This window comes from Blautia sp. NSJ-175 (genome assembly GCF_022867815.1).
GTDB lineage: Bacteria > Bacillota > Clostridia > Lachnospirales > Lachnospiraceae > Blautia > Blautia celeris.
In genome coordinates, this window is sequence record NZ_JALIFQ010000001.1 from 703,802 (window position 1) to 723,519 (window position 19,718).

17 protein-coding genes and 1 pseudogene are annotated in these 19,718 nt (G+C 46.3%); 15 read left to right on the top strand and 3 right to left on the bottom strand.

All coding sequences use genetic code 11. From position 1 onward, the window contains the following. The first annotated feature begins 95 nt into the window (after positions 1-95). The 3 genes from MUB35_RS30625 to purM all read left to right on the top strand — a co-directional run bounded on the left by MUB35_RS30625 (position 96) and on the right by purM (position 3,568). A complete protein-coding gene (locus MUB35_RS30625; protein WP_331477396.1) occupies positions 96-797 on the top strand; it encodes a metallophosphoesterase family protein in 702 nt (233 codons plus the stop codon). A 111-nt stretch (positions 798-908) separates the two neighbouring features. After that, positions 909-2,237, top strand: a complete 1,329-nt coding sequence (locus tag MUB35_RS03185) for an MATE family efflux transporter (protein WP_244805767.1) — start codon at positions 909-911, stop codon at positions 2,235-2,237. An 80-nt stretch (positions 2,238-2,317) separates the two neighbouring features. Beyond that, entirely contained in the window at positions 2,318-3,568 is a 1,251-nt protein-coding gene (gene purM / locus MUB35_RS03190) for a phosphoribosylformylglycinamidine cyclo-ligase (protein WP_244805768.1), read from the top strand. 76 nt (positions 3,569-3,644) lie between these two features. Here purM and MUB35_RS03195 read toward each other — a convergent pair whose 3' ends face one another. Continuing rightward, positions 3,645-4,646 carry an NAD-dependent epimerase/dehydratase family protein gene (locus MUB35_RS03195; protein ID WP_033140818.1) on the bottom strand — a complete coding sequence of 334 codons (1,002 nt, stop codon included), beginning with the start codon at positions 4,644-4,646 and terminating at the stop codon, positions 3,645-3,647. Between the two features lie 195 nt (positions 4,647-4,841). Here MUB35_RS03195 and MUB35_RS03200 point away from each other — a divergent pair, with 195 nt between their 5' ends. The 7 genes from MUB35_RS03200 (at position 4,842) to MUB35_RS03230 (ending at position 10,809) form a co-directional block, all read left to right on the top strand. Next, positions 4,842-5,420 carry a TetR/AcrR family transcriptional regulator gene (locus MUB35_RS03200; RefSeq protein WP_033140819.1) on the top strand — a complete coding sequence of 193 codons (579 nt, stop codon included), beginning with the start codon at positions 4,842-4,844 and terminating at the stop codon, positions 5,418-5,420. Between the two features lie 136 nt (positions 5,421-5,556). Next, on the top strand, positions 5,557-6,465 hold the full coding sequence (gene nadA / locus MUB35_RS03205) for a quinolinate synthase NadA (RefSeq protein WP_244805769.1): 909 nt from the start codon (positions 5,557-5,559) through the stop codon (positions 6,463-6,465). A gap of 61 nt (positions 6,466-6,526) precedes the next feature. Continuing rightward, positions 6,527-7,840, top strand: coding sequence for an L-aspartate oxidase (locus tag MUB35_RS03210; RefSeq protein WP_033140821.1), 1,314 nt, complete (start codon positions 6,527-6,529; stop codon positions 7,838-7,840). Then, positions 7,837-8,694 (top strand): carboxylating nicotinate-nucleotide diphosphorylase, encoded by an 858-nt coding sequence (gene nadC / locus MUB35_RS03215; protein ID WP_033140822.1) that lies wholly within the window; start codon positions 7,837-7,839, stop codon positions 8,692-8,694. The genes MUB35_RS03210 and nadC overlap by 4 nt, the downstream gene beginning before the upstream one ends. A gap of 77 nt (positions 8,695-8,771) precedes the next feature. After that, on the top strand, positions 8,772-9,296 hold the full coding sequence (locus MUB35_RS03220) for a transcription repressor NadR (RefSeq protein ID WP_033140823.1): 525 nt from the start codon (positions 8,772-8,774) through the stop codon (positions 9,294-9,296). Positions 9,297-9,327: 31 nt separating this feature from the next. Further along, positions 9,328-9,831: a transcription elongation factor GreA gene (gene greA, locus MUB35_RS03225; RefSeq protein ID WP_033140824.1), complete on the top strand. Its 504-nt coding sequence runs from the start codon at positions 9,328-9,330 to the stop codon at positions 9,829-9,831. Between the two features lie 159 nt (positions 9,832-9,990). Next, positions 9,991-10,809, top strand: coding sequence for a purine-nucleoside phosphorylase (locus MUB35_RS03230; protein WP_244805770.1), 819 nt, complete (start codon positions 9,991-9,993; stop codon positions 10,807-10,809). Positions 10,810-11,020: 211 nt separating this feature from the next. Here MUB35_RS03230 and MUB35_RS03235 read toward each other — a convergent pair whose 3' ends face one another. After that, positions 11,021-12,790: a sensor histidine kinase gene (locus tag MUB35_RS03235; protein ID WP_033140826.1), complete on the bottom strand. Its 1,770-nt coding sequence runs from the start codon at positions 12,788-12,790 to the stop codon at positions 11,021-11,023. A gap of 217 nt (positions 12,791-13,007) precedes the next feature. Here MUB35_RS03235 and MUB35_RS03240 point away from each other — a divergent pair, with 217 nt between their 5' ends. The 5 genes from MUB35_RS03240 to MUB35_RS03260 all read left to right on the top strand — a co-directional run bounded on the left by MUB35_RS03240 (position 13,008) and on the right by MUB35_RS03260 (position 18,843). Beyond that, a complete protein-coding gene (locus tag MUB35_RS03240; RefSeq protein ID WP_244805771.1) occupies positions 13,008-14,312 on the top strand; it encodes an ABC transporter substrate-binding protein in 1,305 nt (434 codons plus the stop codon). A gap of 63 nt (positions 14,313-14,375) precedes the next feature. After that, complete coding sequence (locus tag MUB35_RS03245) at positions 14,376-15,266, top strand: carbohydrate ABC transporter permease (protein WP_052099360.1); 891 nt, start codon at positions 14,376-14,378, stop codon at positions 15,264-15,266. 12 nt (positions 15,267-15,278) lie between these two features. Further along, the gene (locus MUB35_RS03250; protein WP_052099365.1) at positions 15,279-16,112 is read left to right on the top strand and encodes a carbohydrate ABC transporter permease; all 834 of its coding nucleotides are present in this window, start codon (positions 15,279-15,281) and stop codon (positions 16,110-16,112) included. Positions 16,113-16,125: 13 nt separating this feature from the next. Then, a complete protein-coding gene (locus tag MUB35_RS03255; protein ID WP_033140829.1) occupies positions 16,126-17,685 on the top strand; it encodes a response regulator transcription factor in 1,560 nt (519 codons plus the stop codon). Positions 17,686-17,697: 12 nt separating this feature from the next. Beyond that, the gene (locus MUB35_RS03260; protein ID WP_244805772.1) at positions 17,698-18,843 is read left to right on the top strand and encodes a Gfo/Idh/MocA family protein; all 1,146 of its coding nucleotides are present in this window, start codon (positions 17,698-17,700) and stop codon (positions 18,841-18,843) included. A gap of 210 nt (positions 18,844-19,053) precedes the next feature. On the opposite strand, the pseudogene MUB35_RS30990 reads toward MUB35_RS03260, so the two are convergent. Further along, positions 19,054-19,666: pseudogene (locus MUB35_RS30990) on the bottom strand (Type 1 glutamine amidotransferase-like domain-containing protein). Between the last annotated feature and the right edge of the window lie 52 nt (positions 19,667-19,718).

The following is a 19,718-nucleotide window of genomic DNA, read 5'->3' on the forward strand; positions in this document are numbered from 1 at the left end:
TACAAAGAAAATGATTTCGGATAAGATAAAAGAAATCCTGTAACTGTTCCACCGGACAGACAGTTACAAAATCTAATTAGATGGAGAGCAGCTAAATGAGAATAGCAGTCTTATCCGATACCCACGGGCTTCTGCGTCCTGAGGTGATGGAAATTGTAAATACCTGTGACGCGGTTCTTCACGGCGGAGATATTAACACCCAAAGAATCGTGGATGAACTTTCAAAAGATAAACCTCTCTACATTGTCAGAGGAAATAATGACAAAGAATGGGCGGAACAGATACCGGTATCCCTTTGGTTTGAGCTGGACGGTATTACCTTCTATATGGTGCATAACAAAAAAGAGATCCCCCGAAATCTGACCGGTGTGGATGTGGTCGTATTCGGTCATTCCCACAAATATCTGGAGGAACGAAGGGACGGACATCTCTTCCTCAATCCGGGGAGCTGCGGAAAACGCCGCTTTAACCAGGATATAACCATGGCAGTTCTGGAGACCGGGAACGGAGAGATACAGGTAAAACGCATAGACATTCCCCACACGGATACCCCCGTAAAAGTTCCGGTGGGAACCGATACCCGAAAAGCAGTGGAGAATATCAGCCGGGGAATGAAAAAAGGGGAGAATATAAAAGATATGGCAAAAAAATACGGCTGTTCCCCGGAATTTACCGAACAGGTCTGCCGTATCATTGCCACACATCCCGGTGTGACGGCGGAGGGAATCCTGAATAAGATGGAAGTCAACCGGATACAAAATCCCTCTTGCAAAAATCCTTCCGCTGATATACAATAGCATGAGCAACCGTCTGCCACCGGGTAGACGGAAAATGCCTGAATACATTCCGGTAGGTCATGGAAGGAATGTATTTGGGCATTTTTTTTAAAATCGCAAGGAGACTGGCTTATGCAGAAACAAATGAACAGAGAATTTTACAAATACATATCCTTAAATGTTCTGGGAATGCTGGGGTTGTCCTGTTATATTTTGGCGGACACTTTCTTCATCTCTAAGCGTCTGGGGGCAGACGGCCTGACAGCGCTGAATCTGGCTATTTCTGTCTACAGTATCATTAACGGACTGGGGCTGATGCTGGGAATCGGTGGTGCCACACGTTTTGCTATCTGTCGGGCACAGAAAGAGGTGCAGAAGGGAAATCAGGTGTTCACCGCTTCAGCGGCGGCAGGGATTACGGTGGGGCTGGTTCTTCTGTTCCTTGGTTTTACCGCATCCGATGCTGTGGCAAAAATCCTGGGAGCTGAGGGTGTCATACAGGAGATGACAGGGAGTTATCTGAAGACCATACTGGGATTTGCTCCGTTTTTCATTGTGAACAACATACTCATTGCATTTGTCCGAAACGACGGCAGCCCCCGTCTTTCCATGGCGGCTATGCTGACCGGGAGTTTTTCTAATATATTGCTTGATTATGTATTCTTATTCCCCTTGAATATGGGAATCTTCGGGGCGGCTCTTGCCACCGGGTTTGCTCCGGTCATCAGTATAGGACTCTTGTCTCTGCATTTTATCAGAGGGAAAAACCGGTTTACCTGGAGCTTTGATCAAAGAGCGCTTGGGCGGCGGGTATTGGATATCTGCAGTCTTGGTATATCCGCATTTATCAATGAGCTGTCTTCCGCAGTTGTGCTCATTGTGTTTAATCTGCTGATTCTGCGTCTGGCGGGCAATACAGGGGTGGCGGCTTACGGGATTGTGGCGAATCTGGCCCTGGTAGCTGTATCTGTATTTACCGGTATTTCGCAGGGAAGCCAGCCTCTGATCAGCCGTTTTTACGGGGAAGGCAGGAAAAAGGAAAGTACCGCGGTGCTTTTAAGAGCGGTTCTGCTGGCTGCGGCTGTGGGGATTCTGTTCAGTGCGGCTGCGTTTGCATTTACTCAGAATCTGATTGGGATTTTTAACAGTGAGGGGAATCAGGAACTTGCGGATATTGCCTTTTGTGGACTGCGGCTGTATTTTCTGGGCTTTTGTCCGGCTGGGATCAACATTGTGGCAGCGGCTTTTATGGGAGCGGTGGAGCGTGGAAGGGATTCTTTTGCCATTGCTTTTGCAAGAGGTGTTGCTGCCATCCTGTTTTTCGCCTTTGTGCTGTCTTTTATCTGGAAAATGGATGGTATCTGGCTGGCTTTTCCGGCTGCTGAGGTTTCGACCCTGCTGCTGACGGCAGGACTTTGGAGAAGATATAAAAGAGGGACTCTACCGGCAGTTGAAAAATGAGATGAAATTCAAATATTCCGTTATTGTCCAAAGCGTGGTGCAGGGGTATGATTAAGGCATAAAGACGAGGAGGAAAAGCCATGCTTGACAGCGTAAAAATAGGAGGTTTTATTTCAGGAAAAAGAAGAGAACTGGGAATGACGCAGCAGCAGCTTGCAGACAGGCTGAATATTTCTTTTCAGGCTGTATCCAAATGGGAAAAGGGCAGTACATTTCCCAATGTGGAGCTGCTGCCGGAGCTTTCCGCGGTCATGGAGGTGACTGTGGATGAACTGCTTTCGGGCTGTGAGAAGGACGGTGAGGAATTGTCCTACAGTAAAGCAGGAGTGGATATTGCCTACACAGACACGATCAAAAAGGAGATGGCAAAGCACCTGGAGACAGGAGATAAAAGGGTTCTGAACGGACTCGGGCCGTTTGCTTCTCTCTACGATATTTCTTTTCCGGAGATAAAGAACCCTGTGCTGGTTCTGAAGTCAGAGGAGCCGGGGTCAAAACAGAAGCTTGCCATGGAGTATGGCTACACGGACTCCATCTGCCATGATATGATAAATCATCTGGTCAATGACATTGCTGTCATGGGGGCAAAACCGCTTGCCGTGCTGGATACGATCGTGTGCGGAAATGCGGAGAAAGACACCATCAGTGCTCTGGTCAAAGGGGTATCGGATGCCTGCCGGGAGAATGAATGTTCCCTGGTGGGAGGGGAGACAAGCGTACAGCCTGCCGTGGTGGAAAAGGGGGTATATGTGCTCACCTCCAGCATTGCCGGCATTGTGGAGAAGGACAGGATCATTGACGGCTCCGCCATGGAAGAGGGGGACACGGTGCTGGCCCTTGCATCTAACGGGCTGCACACCAACGGCTATTCCCTTGTCCGTATGCTCATGGACCGGATGCCGGAGATCAAACTGGAAAAGGTGGAGGGTATGACATTTATAGAACAGATCATGAAGCCCCACACGCCTTACTATAAAGCGCTGAAAGGCATAATGGGAAACAGCGGTGTTCACGGCATGGCCCATATTACAGGAGGCGGAATAGAAGGGAACCTGTGCCGGGTGATTCCGGACGGCTTAAGCGCTGTGATAGAGCTTGACAGGATAAAGACACTGCCTGTCTTCCGCTTTATCAGACAGTGCGGAAATATCAGTGACAGGGAAATGCTCTCCACGTTCAACTGTGGTGTGGGATTTATACTGGTGGTGCAGCGGGAGGCAGCAGACCGGATAGAAGCGCATCTGAGCAGATATTATGACTGTTACGAAATCGGCTGTATTCGGGCCGAAAAGCAGAAGATCATAATGGAAAATAAGATAAACTGGCAGTGACAATACAAGGCGGACGGTATCTTCCGAAGGGGTTAGGAAGGCCGTCCGCCTTTTCAAATGGTAAGAGTATGTCATTTTAAAACAGAATACCGTGGCTTTTCTTTTTCATCCAGGCAATTGTATCTGCAATAGTCTGGAACAGATCTCTTGGCTTAAAACCCAGCTCAGCAGTGGCTTTTGTGTGGTCAAACCGGTCATTGCTCTGCAGGGTATACAGGGAATAGCGGGTGTACAGAGGACGGTGTTTTTTTATGCGGCAGATTCCCCCAATGAGAGGCGCCGCCATCTTTGCCATCCACATGGGTAGAACCGGCAGGCGTCTGCCGCCGCTCTGCATTTTTACCATTTTCAGAACATCTTTTATCTCATAATGGCGGTTTGAGAGAATATAGCATTCACCTTTCCGTCCGCGCTCTAAGGCAGCCAGACAGCCGGAAGCCACATCGCGGACATCCACAAAATCATAGCCGCCGTTTACACAGGCCGGAAGACGTCCCTCTATATAATCAGTTACCATCTGTACCAGGTGATTGCCCGAGGTGTCAAAGGGACCTAAAATTCCTGAAGGATGGACAACCACAGCGTCAAGTCCCTTTGGCACAGCTTCCAGTACCGCTCTGGTTGCCTCCGCTTTAGTCTTGGCATAGGCGCCGACCACCAGGTCAGGGGAGAATTTGGTTGTCTCATGCAGGACTTTCAGTTTATTCTGCTCCGGGATCGCATGTACGGAGCTTACATAGAGAAGCCTTTTTACCTTGTACTGCAGACACATGGCAATTATGTTTTTCGTTCCGTTTACATTGACGTCGTATAACTCCGGGGTCACATCCTCAGCGATAGAGATCATGCCGGCAGCGTGTATGACGGCCAGACTGCTGTGTCCGGTATTTTCAAAGAAGGGTCTTAAGCTTTCCGGTTTCCGTATGTCTCCGTGGAAATACCGGACACCGCGGATATCCGGCTCTGCTTTTCCGGGGAGAAGCAGTCCTCTTACAGGAAGATTTTGTTTTTTCAGCAGACGAACAATGGTGCTGCCCAGGTGGCCGTCTGCTCCCGTAACAAGATATAGTGTTTTCATAAGGAAACATCTCCTTTTTGACACAAATATTTGATGCGCATTCCGGGGGCGGAATATAAACTCAGTTGATTCTTTTTCTATTATTTATTATAATGAGAGTATAACAGGAAAACAATCGGCAGATTTGAGCCATTTGGATGGTTTTTGAACAGTTCAGGCAAAAAGTGTCGGGCATTTGAGAAAGGAGGCCGTCCTATGGGAAAATCAGGCGACCAGAGAACCAGAATGACAAAACAGCTTATCAGAAAAGCATTTATGGAACTGCTTCGCGAAAAACCCATACACAGCATCTCCATAAGAGAGCTGTGCGGTCTTGCAGGTATCAACAGAGGGACTTTCTATGCACATTATAAAGACATTTACGACTTGCTGGAACAGATAGAGGAGGAGATGACCAGGGATATTGAAAGAGCGCTGGAGCCCCTCCTGTCAGTGGAGAACAGGGAATTGACTCCGCTGAAGATCACCACGGAGATATTCCGGTGTCTGAAGGAAAACGCGGATCTCTGTACCGTGACGCTGGGTGATTACGGGGATAAAAACTTTGCTGTACGGCTTCTGAGCCTCGGACGGGAAAAATGTGTGGAAGCGTACTCCCGGTTCTTTGCCATGGCGTCTCCGAAGGAAATAGAATATTTCTATGCGTTTGCCAGTGCGGGATGCATTGGCCTTTTGGAAGAGTGGCTGAGAGAGGGCATGGTGACAGGGGCGGAGGAGATTGCGGCCATGGCTGAGGATATGATGATGTATGGGGTCGGGTGTTTGAAAAAGTAGAGAAATACATGGGAGAGATTGTACATGGTGCAGTCTCTTTTTTGTATGTATTACAGTACAATTTTACAACTGTCTTGTCAGATGTAAAGGAAAGTTGTATAATGTTAAAAATTCGTAAAATCGAGGAGGAGAAACCGTGGATTCCATTTATCGGGAAATCGAGGAACTGAAGAAAGAAAAGGATGCAGTGATTCTTGCCCACTACTATGTGCCGGGTGAGGTGCAGGCATGTGCGGATTATATTGGAGATTCTTTTTATCTGAGCAAGATTGCCACAAAGCTGGAAGCCAGTACCCTGGTCTTTGCGGGGGTAACTTTCATGGGAGAGAGTGCAAAAATCCTGAACCCTGAAAAAACCGTACTCATGCCGGACACCACAGCGGATTGTCCTATGGCCCATATGGCGGCTGCCGGTAAGATCGAAAAAATGAGAGAAGAGTATGAGGACCTGGCAGTTGTCTGCTATATCAATTCCAGTGCTGCACTGAAGACATACGCAGACGTATGTGTGACTTCCTCAAACGCGGTTGAGATAGTAAGGAAACTTCCCAATAAGAATATCTTTTTTATTCCGGATGAAAACCTGGGCAGCTATGTGGCGAAACAGGTCCCGGAGAAAAATGTGATTCTCAATGACGGTTACTGTTATGTACATAAAGAAGTAAATAAAGAGCAGGTGGAAGAAATAAAACGCTGCCATCCAGGTGTGGAGTTTCTGGTGCATCCGGAGTGCACAAAGGAAGTACTGGAGCTTGCTGATTATGTGGGCAGCACATCGGGCATCATTGATCATGCCACAAAAAGTGATAAAAAAGAATTTATTATCGGAACAGAAAACGGTGTGCTGTACGAACTGCAGCAGAAAAATCCGGACAAAAAATTCTATACACTGCCCGGCGGACAGACCTGTACATCCATGAAAAAGATAACCCTGGAAAAGGTGCGCGACTGTCTGAAATACAATAAAGGAGAGGTAAGTGTGGACGACAGCCTCTGCAGAAAGGCCAATGTGCCTCTGAACCGGATGCTCGAGACCGCAAAGTAGTGTAACCCGCACTGCCTTTGTGAAACGGCAGGCTGCGGATGGAAAGAAGGTTTAGGAGAAAATGAAAAGAGAAAAAACAGATATCGTGATCGTGGGAACAGGTGTTGCGGGGCTTTTTGCAGCTCTTCACCTGCCTAGAGAGAAACAGGTTCTGATGCTGACAAAGGATGACCTGGAGAACAGTGATTCTTTTCTGGCTCAGGGAGGCATCTGTGTGCTGCGGGATGAAGAGGATTATGATGCATTCATGGAGGACACCCTGAAAGCCGGACACTATGAGAACAGGAAAGAATCCGTGGATATGATGATCCGTTCCTCCAGAGAAGTGATAGAGGAGCTGATCGCCTGTGGTGTGGATTTTAACCGCAGAGATGGGGAACTGGCTTATACCAGGGAAGGTGCCCATTCCAGGCCGAGAATCCTGTTTCACAAAGATATCACAGGAAAAGAGATCACAAGCAGGCTGCTGGAAACAGTCCAGAAACTTCCCAATGTAAAAATTTTGACAAGGACAACCATGATTGATATACTGGAGGAGAATAACCGGTGTTACGGTATTGTGGCACGCCGGGAGGACGGCAGTACATTTGGAATCACAGCCCGGGATACAATCTGGGCCTGCGGCGGAATCGGCGGGCTTTATGAGCATTCCACCAATTTTCCTCATCTGACAGGAGATGCCCTTGCTATTGCGCTGAAGCACGGCGTTGAGCTGGAGCATCCGGATTACGTACAGATTCACCCTACAACCTTATATTCCAAGAAACCGGGCCGCAGATTCCTTATATCGGAGTCCGTGCGCGGGGAGGGTGCGAAATTATACAATGCCAATATGGAGCGTTTTGCCAATGAGGTGCTTCCCCGGGATATTCTTGCAGACGCCATCCACAGGCAGATGGAGATAGACCACAAACCCTATGTGTGGCTGGATATGCGCCCCCTTGGGGAGGAAGAGATCATGTCTCATTTCCCCAATATTTTTGAGCGATGTCTGGAGGAAGGGTATGATGTGAGAAAGGAATGTATTCCTGTTGTGCCTGCCCAGCATTATTTTATGGGCGGTGTAAAAGTGGATTTAGACAGCAGGACTACAATGGAAAATCTTTACGCGGCAGGAGAGACAAGCTGCAACGGCGTTCACGGCGCAAACCGCCTGGCAAGTAATTCCCTGCTGGAGAGTCTGGTGTTTGCAAAGCGTGCGGCTTTGCGGATCTCAGAGCGTGAGCAGCAGGAGAATGGAGAAATATGCCGGGAAAAGGCAGCCATGCTTCTGACGAAAGCGGAGAGAGAAGGCTTTCCGAGGCAGGAAGAGCTTCAGAGGATGTACGGAGAGAGCGTTTTGAAAGAAATCGAAAGGGTGAAAAAAGCGGTATGAATCAGATTACAATGAAATTAAATGCAGACCATTTGATCATGCAGGCTCTGCAGGAAGATATAACCAGTGAGGATATTACCACCAATGCGGTAATGCGCGGGGCATGCCCCGGCGAGGTGCAGTTGATCTGTAAGCAGGATGGTGTGATAGCCGGACTTGATGTTTTTAAAAGAGTCTTTGAACTTCTGGATGAAAAGACAGAGGTGGAGTTTTATGTAAATGACGGTGACCGGGTGAAAAACGGTCAGCTTATGGCAACGCTTCACGGAGATATCCGGGTACTTCTCTCCGGTGAGCGTGTTGCTTTGAACTATCTGCAGAGAATGAGCGGGATCGCCAGCTATACAAGGCAGATCGCGGATCTGCTTGCAGGCAGCAAGACAAAACTTCTGGATACCAGAAAGACAACGCCGAATATGCGTGTTTTTGAGAAATACGCAGTAAAAGTGGGCGGCGGATATAATCACAGATATAATCTGTCGGATGGTATTTTATTAAAAGACAATCATATAGGGGCAGCAGGAAGTGTGACAAAGGCTGTGGAAATGGCAAAAGAATATGCACCTTTTGTGCGTAAGATTGAAATAGAAGCAGAAAATCTTGATATGGTGAAGGAGGCCGTGGAAGCAGGGGCTGATATCATCATGCTGGACAATATGACACCGGAGATGATGAAGGAGGCCATCCGAATCATTGACGGAAGGGCTGAGACGGAGTGTTCCGGCAATGTGACCAGGGAGAATGTGGAAAGGCTTGTATCTATCGGCGTGGATTATATTTCCAGCGGGGCGCTGACGCATTCCTCACCGATTCTTGATATTTCCCTGAAAAATCTGCATCCCGTGTCCTGTTAGCGGCAGGTGCAGCGGGCCGGCTTTGGGAGTATGAAAGGAAGCACCGCAAAAGGACAGCGAGAAAGGAATAAGTGAGGATGAACGGCGAAAAACGCAGACAGGAAATTTTAGAATATATCAGGCGCAGCCCGGAACCTGTTTCCGGTACGAAGCTGGCACAGCGGTTCCAGGTCAGCCGCCAGGTGATTGTGCAGGATATTGCACTTTTGCGGGCGCAGAAACAGGATATTCTTTCCACGCACCGGGGGTATGTGTTTCATGCCCCGGTGTTTGCGAGCCGTGTGTTCTACGTGTGCCATAAGGACAGTGAGATTCTGGAGGAGCTGAATCTGATCGTTGACTGCGGAGGCAAAGTGGAGGACGTGTTCATACGTCATGAGGTTTATGGACAGCTCAGGGCAGATCTGTCTGTTGATTCCAGAAAGAAGGCTGCTGAGTTTGTGAGAGGCATACAGGGAGGACAATCAAGTCCTCTGAAGAATATCACTTCGGGTTATCACTACCATACGGTTCTTGCAGACAGCGAGCAGACCCTGGATGAGATAGCGGAAGAGCTTTTTAAACGTGGTTTTCTGGCCGAGGCGGGAACCAAGATATCGTAACCGGAAATATCAGGAAAAGAGGCAGAGAGAAATGCGCGAACAGCTGACAGAGAATGACGTAAAGAAAATCCAGGAGGAAATCGAATACCGGAAGCTGGTGGTCAGAAAAGAAGCCATAGAGGCTGTCAAGGAGGCCAGGGCACAGGGGGATCTGAGCGAAAACTTTGAGTATTATGCGGCTAAGAAGGATAAGAACAAGAACGAGAGCCGTATCCGGTATCTGGAGAGAATGCTGAAGACTGCCGCCATTGTAAAAGATAATTCAAAGAGTGATGAAGTGGGAATCAACAATGTGGTAGAAATTTACTATGAAGAGGATGATGAGACCGAGACTTACAAGCTGGTAACGTCCATCCGAGGCAACTCTCTTGACAATAAGATCAGTATCGAATCTCCCCTTGGAAAGGCCATCCGCGGACACCGGGAGGGTGACCGGGTTATGGTGAAAGTAAATGATACGGTGAGTTATCCGGTTGTGATAAAAGCCATTGTAAAAACAACAGAAGATGAGGATGATCAGATTAGGAGTTTTTGAGGACATGGAGACATGCCCTCTTTTTTTGAATGAAAAAAGGGTTTAGTCCTTTTTCTGTAATGGGAAATGCTTTATAATGTTAGGTATGCAGATGTGTGTCCGGGAAAGGGCAGTCTGTGAGAGCATTTGCGGCAGATTGGGAAAGAGAGGAATGTAAGTATGAATCAGGCGGAAGAAAAATTATTCAGGTGTTTGGAAAGTGTGAAAAAGAGAACGGATTTTAAACCGGAGGTGGCTCTGGTACTGGGGTCCGGACTGGGGGATTATGCGGACGGGATCCGGATTGAGGATACTGTAGATTATAAGGATATTGAGGGATTTCCGACCTCCACTGTGGAAGGGCATAAGGGGCGGTTTGTATTTGGCTATGTGGGGAAGGTGCCTGTGGTGATCATGCAAGGGCGTGTCCATTATTATGAAGGATATCCCATGACAGATGTTGTGCTGCCGGTGAGGCTTATGGGACTTTTGGGAGCGAAAAAGCTGATTCTGACCAATGCGGCAGGAGGAGTAAACTTTGATTTTGATCCGGGAGACTTTATGCTGATCCGGGATCATATCACCACCGCTGTGCCGAGTCCTTTGATTGGGCCGAATATGGATAAGCTGGGGCCCAGGTTCCCGGATATGAGTGAGGTTTACAGTGTAAGGATGCGTAATGTGGTGAAGGATGCGGCGGAAAAGCTGGGTATTACACTGAAAGAAGGCGTATATATGCAGTTTAGCGGACCGAATTATGAGACACCCGCGGAGATTCGGATGTGCAGAGTGTGGGGCGCTGATGCGGCTGGTATGAGTACAGCCTGCGAGGCTATGGCTGCACGGCATATGGGAATGGAAGTCTGCGGGATTTCCTGTATTACGAATCAGGCTGCAGGGATGGGTGAGAAGCTGGATCATAAGGAGGTGCAGGAGACGGCGGACAGGGTTTCGCGGAAGTTTGCGGGGTTGGTGACGGAGGTTATTGAGAGAGTTTAGCAGCGGTATATGGTAGTGGCATTGTGGCATTTGGCGGACGGCAAAAGAAACGGCGCGGCAGGAGCGGGAGGGGGAGATACAGCCTGGCTCCTGGCTGCGCTCCCCTCAGCTAACTTGCTCCCGGCTGCTAAATTCGTCAGCAAGGGCGTCCTCATTAATCAGCTGGGGCAAGTGGGGAGAAAACAGGGTAACGCAGTGGGGAACTGCAGGGTTAGGGGAGTATTGGGGGGAGAGTCAGGGTGGTTTGGGTGCCTTTTGGGGTGCTGGTAATTTGGAGGCCATAGGCGGGGCCGTAGTGGAGGCGGATGCGTTGGCTGCAGTTTTGGAGGCCGTAGCCCGTGGTGGGGACCAGGGTTTGGGAGGCCAGCAGGCGGTTCAGTTCTTTCAGGCGGTCCGGAGGAATTCCGGGGCCGTTGTCTTTTAGGATTATCTTGATCGATTCTTTGTATTCCACGGTTATTGTGATTGACAGGGGTGTAGGTGATGAGGCGAAATCTCCGTGTATGATGGAGTTTTCTACTATGGGCTGCAGTGTGAATTTAGGGATTCCGAAGGAGGATGCCTGGCCGCTGCAGCTTATTTTCCATGTGATCTTTCCGTCATAGCCGGCCTGTTCGATTTGGAGATAGGCTTCTATCATACGGAGTTCCTGTTCGATGGTAATGATGTCTTTTCCTTTGCTCAGAGAGATGCGGTAAAATTGGGACAGGGACTGGATCAGACGGCAGGCAGTCTCTTTTTTGTCCATGAGCATGCATATGCGTATGGTATCCAGGGAGTTATATAGAAAATGCGGATTGATCTGCTCCTGAAGTATGGTGAATTTTGATTTTTCAATTTCCAGCTCATGCTGTCTTATGGCAGTGTTGAGCTGTGTGTTTTTCTTGAATAAGTTGCTGAATGTTATGATTATGGAGTCTATTTCATCACCGGGGGTGTTGTTATTTACAAGGGTATCCAGGATGGCTTCAGCGGCGCTGGCGGATGCAAGGTCTTTATCAGGGATGTTATTGATGGTACTGGAAAAGTATTTTATGCGTTTGGACAGGGTGATGGGGAATATGATGACGGCAATGATGCATAAAAGTACAGTCAGTGAAAAGACCAGCAGATAGCCAGCCAGAAGGGCCTGGTTTACTATTTTGGTGCTGCCCTTTGATGATTCAAAAAGATAATACCAGTCAGTAAATCTGCTTTTCTTTAAGATTTGGAAACGGGCGTCTTCGGAGGAGAATACTTTGTTTTGTTCGCAGATGTCTGGCGGATCGGAAAGGGTCAGGTTTTCAGTGCTGCTGTATAAAGGAGTGGATGCAGAGTCCAAAAGAGTGAGGGCTGTTGTATCCGCGTTGGGAGACAGGATGCTTTTCATGGTGTTGGGCAAGTCTATATCGATATAGTAAACAGCAATGATGGTTCCGTTTATATTTTTGATCGCTTTGTAAAAGCTGGCTGTGCCGGCGGAGGAAACGTCGGCCGGGGACACTGTTTTCAGGCGGTTGACACCGGAGGACTCAGATGCGATTTGATTAAGGGCAGTGGTATCCAGGTCTGCGAGAGGGAAAAAATGAAAACTGTCCCCGTCGGTGAATGGAAAATAGTCAGAGTATATTCTGATTTTCTTTACATTATAGACATACTCCAGGCTGGTGACATTGGCGCGCAGAGATTCAAAACGCGACAGTGCCAGAGAGGAGATATCTTTTGAGGCGTTATCGGGAGTCAGTGAGGAGGAGAACAGGGAAGAGAGCGCATTCTGCATGTCAATGATCTGACCAAGACGTGCTTCTATCTGCTGCGCTTCCAGGCTGGCGTCTGAGATAAGCTGGTTTATGGTTTCTTTTTTCAGATAGCTGTTGATGATAAACATGGCTATAGTGATGGAGAGGAGCAGGGGGATCATGGATGTTAAAATAAAGGCAGCAGTCAGCTTGGATCGAAAGGTAGAAAAATGTTTATGAAAGGATTTTTTGAATTTATTCATAATAGCCTCCGGTTGTTTTTCTATTGGCAATATTATAGCAAAATTTAAAAGGAATAAAAATGATTTATGTTAAAATGGATATGATATCTTAAAAAATAGATAATAAATTGTATGATTTTCCTAAATGGATGTGATATCTTAATATTAGCTGAACAAGCGGTACTAATTACAGATTCTTTTGCGCAGGAGATTCTAAGAGCTGAAAAAGGAGTATGGTATGAAGAAAAGAAATTGGAGAAGAAAGATGACAGCAGGGACTGCTGTGCTTATGACGGGGACTATGCTTTTGTCAGGATGTACTTCCGCAGAAGAGGATGCCGGTGCAGGCAAAAAGGAAGCAAAACAGGAGGAAACAACCCAGGAGACGGAGATAACAGTTTATACTGCAGCCATCAATGAGGATGAGTATGGACAGGCATTTAAAAAACTGGTGGAGGAAAATCTGGATTTTAAAGTCAACTTTGAGGCAGAGCCTCTGCTGTATGCGGATACGGTAAATAAAGCAACTACCATGCTGGCATCGGGAGATGACTCTGTGGATGTGTACTTTATTGATGAGATTATGCAGTTATCATTTATGAGCGCTGACTTTTTGGAGCCTATAGATGATGTGATAACAGAAGAAGATTTAAATAAATTTATGGATGGATATGCAGATAAATTTTTAAAGAAGGACGGTCATGTATACGGAGTACCGGCTGATTTTGGGGGAATTCTTTTCTTTGTCAATAAGAAAATGTTTGATGAAGCCGGGATTGCCATACCTACGAATCAGGAAGAGTTTATTGAAGCTGCAAAAGCTCTTACAAAAGACGGAAAGTACGGACTGCTGGAGGCCTGGGACAAGGCTTCGCATCTGCAGGATAATCTGAACCGCTGGTGTCTCATGTTTGGCGGTAATTTCTATGACTGGACGCTGGACGGGACAAAGGAAGCCATTAAATTCATGTATGATCTGGTCCACACCTATGGGGTGACGAGCATTGATAATCTTAGCGTGGATTTTGAGACAGGCAACCAGAAGTTCACCGATGGCAGTGCGGCTATGTATTTTCAGTGGTCATCTGCCTCCTCCTCTTTTTCGGAAGCAGGAAAATATGGTGATGAGATTATTTGTGCACCTATGCCCACCTTTGTGACCAATAAGGCACCCATGAGTTCCTGGATGTGGGTGGTGAACAAAAATTCCTCTAAAAAGGAAGCTGCAAAGGAATATATTAAATTTATGGCAACACCAGAGGCGCAGGCAGCGTATGTGAAAGCATGCGGTAGATTTTCACCGACAGCGAATCTGAGTGTATGGGATGATCCGGAACTGACAAAAGATCTTCTGACTGTGGAAGAGCATAAGTCCTATGTGGAGGACAATGCTTTTGAGGCCAGGACGTTAAGTGAGAGACACAGTGAATATATGGACACAGTGACCGGAACCCTTCAGGAATATCTTATGGATGAGATCAGTTATGAGGAATGCCTGGAAAAAGGACAGCAGCAGATTGATGAGCTATTAGGCAAAAACTAAGGCGGATGGAGGCTGTAGTATCTGCAGCCTCCGTTTTGAAAATATTTGGAAGAGGGGAATGTAATGTTGAAAAAACTGACGCTCACAAAGCGGAAAATTTTATTTGCATGGATCTGCATTCTTCCGGTTCTGTTGATTCGGGCATGGACAACCATATATCCGGTCGTGACGATGTTTTACTATAGTCTGCTGGACTATGATCTGATTCGGAGAACAAAAAAGTTTGCAGGTCTGCTGAATTTTAAGAAACTTACCACAAATAAACAGTTTTTAGAGTCTTTGTCTTTTACACTGGTTTTTACTGTGGTTTCCTTACTGGCGATCATTGTACTGGGAATCGGACTTGCCCTTTTGCTGAAACAGAATTTCGGCGGAAGAAAGCTGATAAGGACTATCGCTTTGATTCCATGGGGGCTGTCTATGATCGTTGTATCTATAGCTGCTCTTTGGGCTTTTGATGATACTTATGGGATTATAAATGATTTGATAAGAAGAATAGGGTTTGCAGGGTATCACTTTAACTGGCTCTCAGATAGATCGGGAGCGCAGATATCCGTTATTATGGTGAATATATGGAAGAATGTATCCTTCTTTGGAATTATCATGCTGGCAGCATTTCAGGGAATACCGGGAGAACTGTTTGAGTCAGCTAAGATTGACGGGGCTAATGACTGGAAGATATTGTTTCATGTATCGCTGCCCTATGTTATGAGAACTTTTATTATAATGATTATTTTCATCGGTGTTTCTCAGATCAACAGCTTTGAGATTGTATATGCAATGACAAAGGGAGGGCCGGGAACATCCACATCCCTTTTGGCTTACAGGCTCTATATGGAAGCAACAAAAAATATGAATTACGGAATGGCGTCAGCGATCACTGTGGTCATGTTTTTAGCGACAGCGGTTTATGGAGTCGTGGGATTATCGATTTACAGAAAAGTGGACTATTAAGGGGGGATGAGTATGAAAATGTCCGGGAAGAAGAAAATGTTCCTATGGGTTTTGACTATCATTGTGGGATTTATTATTATGTGGCCTGTTTACTGGATCATAAAATCCTCTTTTACACAGCAGGTGGATTTGTTTAAATCGCCTATAGAGTACAAGCCGATTCATCTGACGCTTGATAATTACAGGCAGTTGTTCCAGGCGGCAGGACTTACGGAATATCTGAAAGGGACGCTTATCATTACAGCGGTCTCCCTGGTTCTATCCGTTTTTCTATGTGCGTTAGCCGGTTATGGATTTTCAAGATGTCAGACGAAAGGGTTAAATGCGGCATTTGCCTTTATCATGTTTTCTACCATGATACCAGGCACGGTAACGGTTATCCCTCTTATGACATTATGGCGTCATCTGGGGCTGAGTGATACATTTGCAGGACTGGTGGTTTTGTATTTTTCCATTTTGATCCCGTTTTCAACCATCATGTATTCCGGTTTCATCAGTCAGATACCGTCTTCTTTGGAGGAGGCAGCCAGAATTGACGGGGCGACTATGGCAGGAGCATTTGTGCGGATCATACTTCCCCTGCTGAAACCGATCATGGCAACCCTGTGTATTATTAATTTTATCACATGTCTGAATGAATTTTTTACACCGCTGATGTTTACTACTAAAAATGTGAAGGTGATGAGCATGTTAATGTCATCAATTCCAAAGATGAATCAGTACCAGATGCCATGGGGAGCGATCAGCGCTGCGGGATGTATGATGCTGCTTCCGGCAATTTTGTTTATTGTCTGCTTTGAAAAAAATATTATGGGCGGCCTCATGATGGGAAGTATAAAGCAGTAAAGGATGGAAAGTCATGATAAATGTAATGGTGATTGAAGATCGTATCTTAACATTGAATGCTCTGAAAACGCAGGTGAGATGGGAAGAATATGGACTGAACCCGGTGGGGTTCTATTCCAACTGCCAGGAAGCCATGAGAAGCCTGGATGAATCAAAGCCTGATGTGATAATATCGGATATTGTTATGCCCGGGATGGACGGCCTTAGTTTCTGCGAGTACATTAACGGATTGGGCCGAAATATAAAAATAATCATTATCAGTGCATACAGTAAATTCGAGTATGCAAAGAAAGGTATTCAGCTTGGGGTATATGATTTTTTGGAAAAGCCTGTGGATTATGAATTCCTGAGCCAGCGTATTTTGCAGGCCGGCAAAGAAAAGCATCACGAGGAGCAGGTACAGCATGTTTATGAGAACAATCACGGCATTTATCGGGAAGCCTTTTTTCAAAAGCTTTTGAAGGACAGTAAAGAGAGCAGTAAACTGGACCGGGTAGAACTGGAAGAGATTCTGGAATCCGATCTGCGGAAAATGCAGTTTAACTGTATTATGGCGGCAGTGGAAACAGGAAAAAGTGATATCACAGGGGAAGCAATCTGTGCTGAAATCTGCCGAAACCTGTCTCAGTATTATCAGACCCAGGAATTTTGGGGACCGTTTTTAATGGAGACGGATGTTTTCTGCATTGTATTTGGAGAAAAAGAAAACTTTCTTATGAACACATTGGTACATCTGCTGAAAAAGTATATCCGGGATTTGGCAGAAAAAGGTACAGGTGTGGATATCAACGTCGGAATCGGATACTGGGTGGACGATATCAGAAAGCTGCAGTATGCCGCGGATGCTGCTGCGCAGGCACTGGAATATCGTTTTGTTCTGGGGAAAAACCAGGTTTTTCATATTCATGATTATGCAGATAAAGAATTATCGGATTATACGCGCTTTGATTATTTTGAAAAAAAGCTGACGGACGGTCTGACAAGCGGTGATTTCGGAGAAATTGATAAAGTGTGTACTGAGATACGGAATTATATGGAAAAGCATCGGATCAAAAGGTCGTATCTGCTTTTCTTTGTCACTACATTTTTAAGTACGCAGGTCTGCGGTCTTCTTCCGGAGGAAAAGGTGAAGGATTTAATAAGTCTGCAGAAACTAAACGCCATGGTCTATGCCTCTGATATTCTTGAATATTTAGAGAAAATTCTTATAGCTTCATGCCGTGAGATCAGGAATTATACTGCTAAGGATACGACGCAGACAGTTTCTAAGATCAAGAGGTATGTCGAGGAAAATTACAGGGAAGAGGATTTGAGTCTGGGACAGATCGCAAAGGTTTTCAGTATGAGTCCTAATTATATCTGCCGTATTTTTAAAGAACAGACAGGCAGTACCCTGGTGAATTATATCAGCAGTCTCAGAATCCTCCAGGCAAAAAAACTATTGGTAGAGACAGATAAAAAAATAGGAGAGATCAGCAGCGAACTGGGTTATTCCAGTCAATATTATTTTAGTATGGGATTTAAGAAGGCAACCGGATATTCTCCAAAGGAATACCGGAAAATACAGGAATAAAGGAGAATCAGAATGAATAGTAAAAAGATAAAGGTGGGGATTGTAGGGCTTGTTTTCGGAGGCGCTTTTCCGACTATTTATAGAGATCATCCGGATGTGGAGGAGGTGGTCATCTGTGATAAAAATGAGGAACTGCTCAGGGATTTTTCGAGAAAGTTTGGGTTTAGCAAGTGCTGCAGGGATTATCAGGAACTGCTGGACAGTGATGTGGATGCTGTGCATATTTTAACCAATATTCATACACATGCGGATTTGGCCGTGCAGGCATTAAATGCGGGAAAACACTGCGCTGTGACTGTACCCATGGCGACAACGCTGGATGAGATCAGGAATATCATAGAGGCAAAGAAAAAGAGCGGAAAAAACTATATGATGATGGAGACAAGTGTTTATACATATCAGTGCCTGTATGTTAAATCTTTGATCGATCAGGGGAAGCTGGGCCGGATTCAATATCTGAGAGGAACGCATTTTCAGGATATGGAAGGGTGGCCTGATTACTGGAAAGGCCTTCCGCCGCTGCATTATGCAACGCATGCGGTGTCGCCGCTGTTGTTTTTAAGCGGACAGAGAGCAGCGAAGGTACACTGTTTCGGAAGCGGAACCATGCGGGATGAGCTGGTTCAGAAATATGGAAATCCTTATCCGGTGGAGACAGCGGTCTTTCAGTTGGAGGATGGGAAGACTTCCGCAGATGTCACACGTTCTTTGTTTGAGACGGCCCATGAGTATGTGGAGGGATTCAGTGTCTTTGGGGATAAGATGTCTTTTGAGTGGAATTTTGAGGAAGAAGATCCTTATGTATATGCTTTTGAGGAGGGAATGGCAGAGACGAATATTGGCAGCAGGGGAAGAGTAATTAGCAGGCAGGAGGTGCATTGTCCGAATAGGGCGGAGATTCTGCCTGAGGAGATCAGAAAGTATACTACGGAATTTGCCATTCTGGACCCGGATAATCCTGATATGTATATGAAGCAGGGGGGCGGTCATCATGGATCTCATCCGCATTTGGTGAATGAATTTGTCAGGAGTATTGTGGAGGAGAGGGAGCCGATGATCGATGTGTATACGGCTGCTGATTGGACGGCTGCGGGGATTTGCGGGCATGAGTCGGCCATGAGGAATGGGGAGGGGGTTGTGATTCCGGAGTTTAGGTGAAAATGAGGGGATATGGCATTTGGCGGACGGCGAAAGAAACGGCGCGGCAGGAGCGGGAGGGGGAGATACAGCCTGGCTCCTGGCTGCGCTCCCCTCAGCTAAACACACGCCAGCCTGTATCTCCCCCTCCCGCTCCTGCCGTACCGTCTCTTTCGCCTGGTGGTGGAATGCGGGAAGGAAATCCGTGCGGGGTGGGGACTTGTTTTTTGTCTATCTGTTTAGTAGTTTCCAGGTATCATTTTCTATGAGGATTGCCTGATTGTCGGTGATTATTTTCAAATCTAATGTGGTTGCGTATTTTTGGATTATTTTTTCTGCAGCTTTTCCTAATTCCCAGTTTTTGTAGTGGGGAACTACATAGAATTCAATTAAATCAAGGCCGGTGTAGTCTTTTAAATCAGGGGCTTTTTCCGGTTTGTCCATTTCAGCGCTGTAGCGGATATCAGGAGCCACTGCGATCGCGCCGGCGGATTCGCCGATGTATAGCTTTCCATTGTTTATTTCCTTGATGAGCAGTTTGTCTGCGCCGGTTCTTTTTAATTCCTGAAGAAGGAAAAAGGTGTTGCCGCCTGATATATATTATATCGTTTTTCTCCAGTTTACTTTTTATTGTTTCATAAGATGAACTGGAGATTTCTAATTCTTCTACTTTAAGTCCCATCCTTTTCAGACGCCATTTGCCTATTTTTACAAAGAAACCTAATTTTTCTGCAAGACTTGCGGTGGGGATAAAGGTTACGGTCTTATTTTTCAGATTTGGTTCAATTGTTTTTAATATATCCCCAACATTTTGAAACATGGAGACTAAAAGCATTCTTTTCATATGGCATCCTCCTGCAGTGTAGTATAAGTCTGAGTATACTACAGCCGGGGAA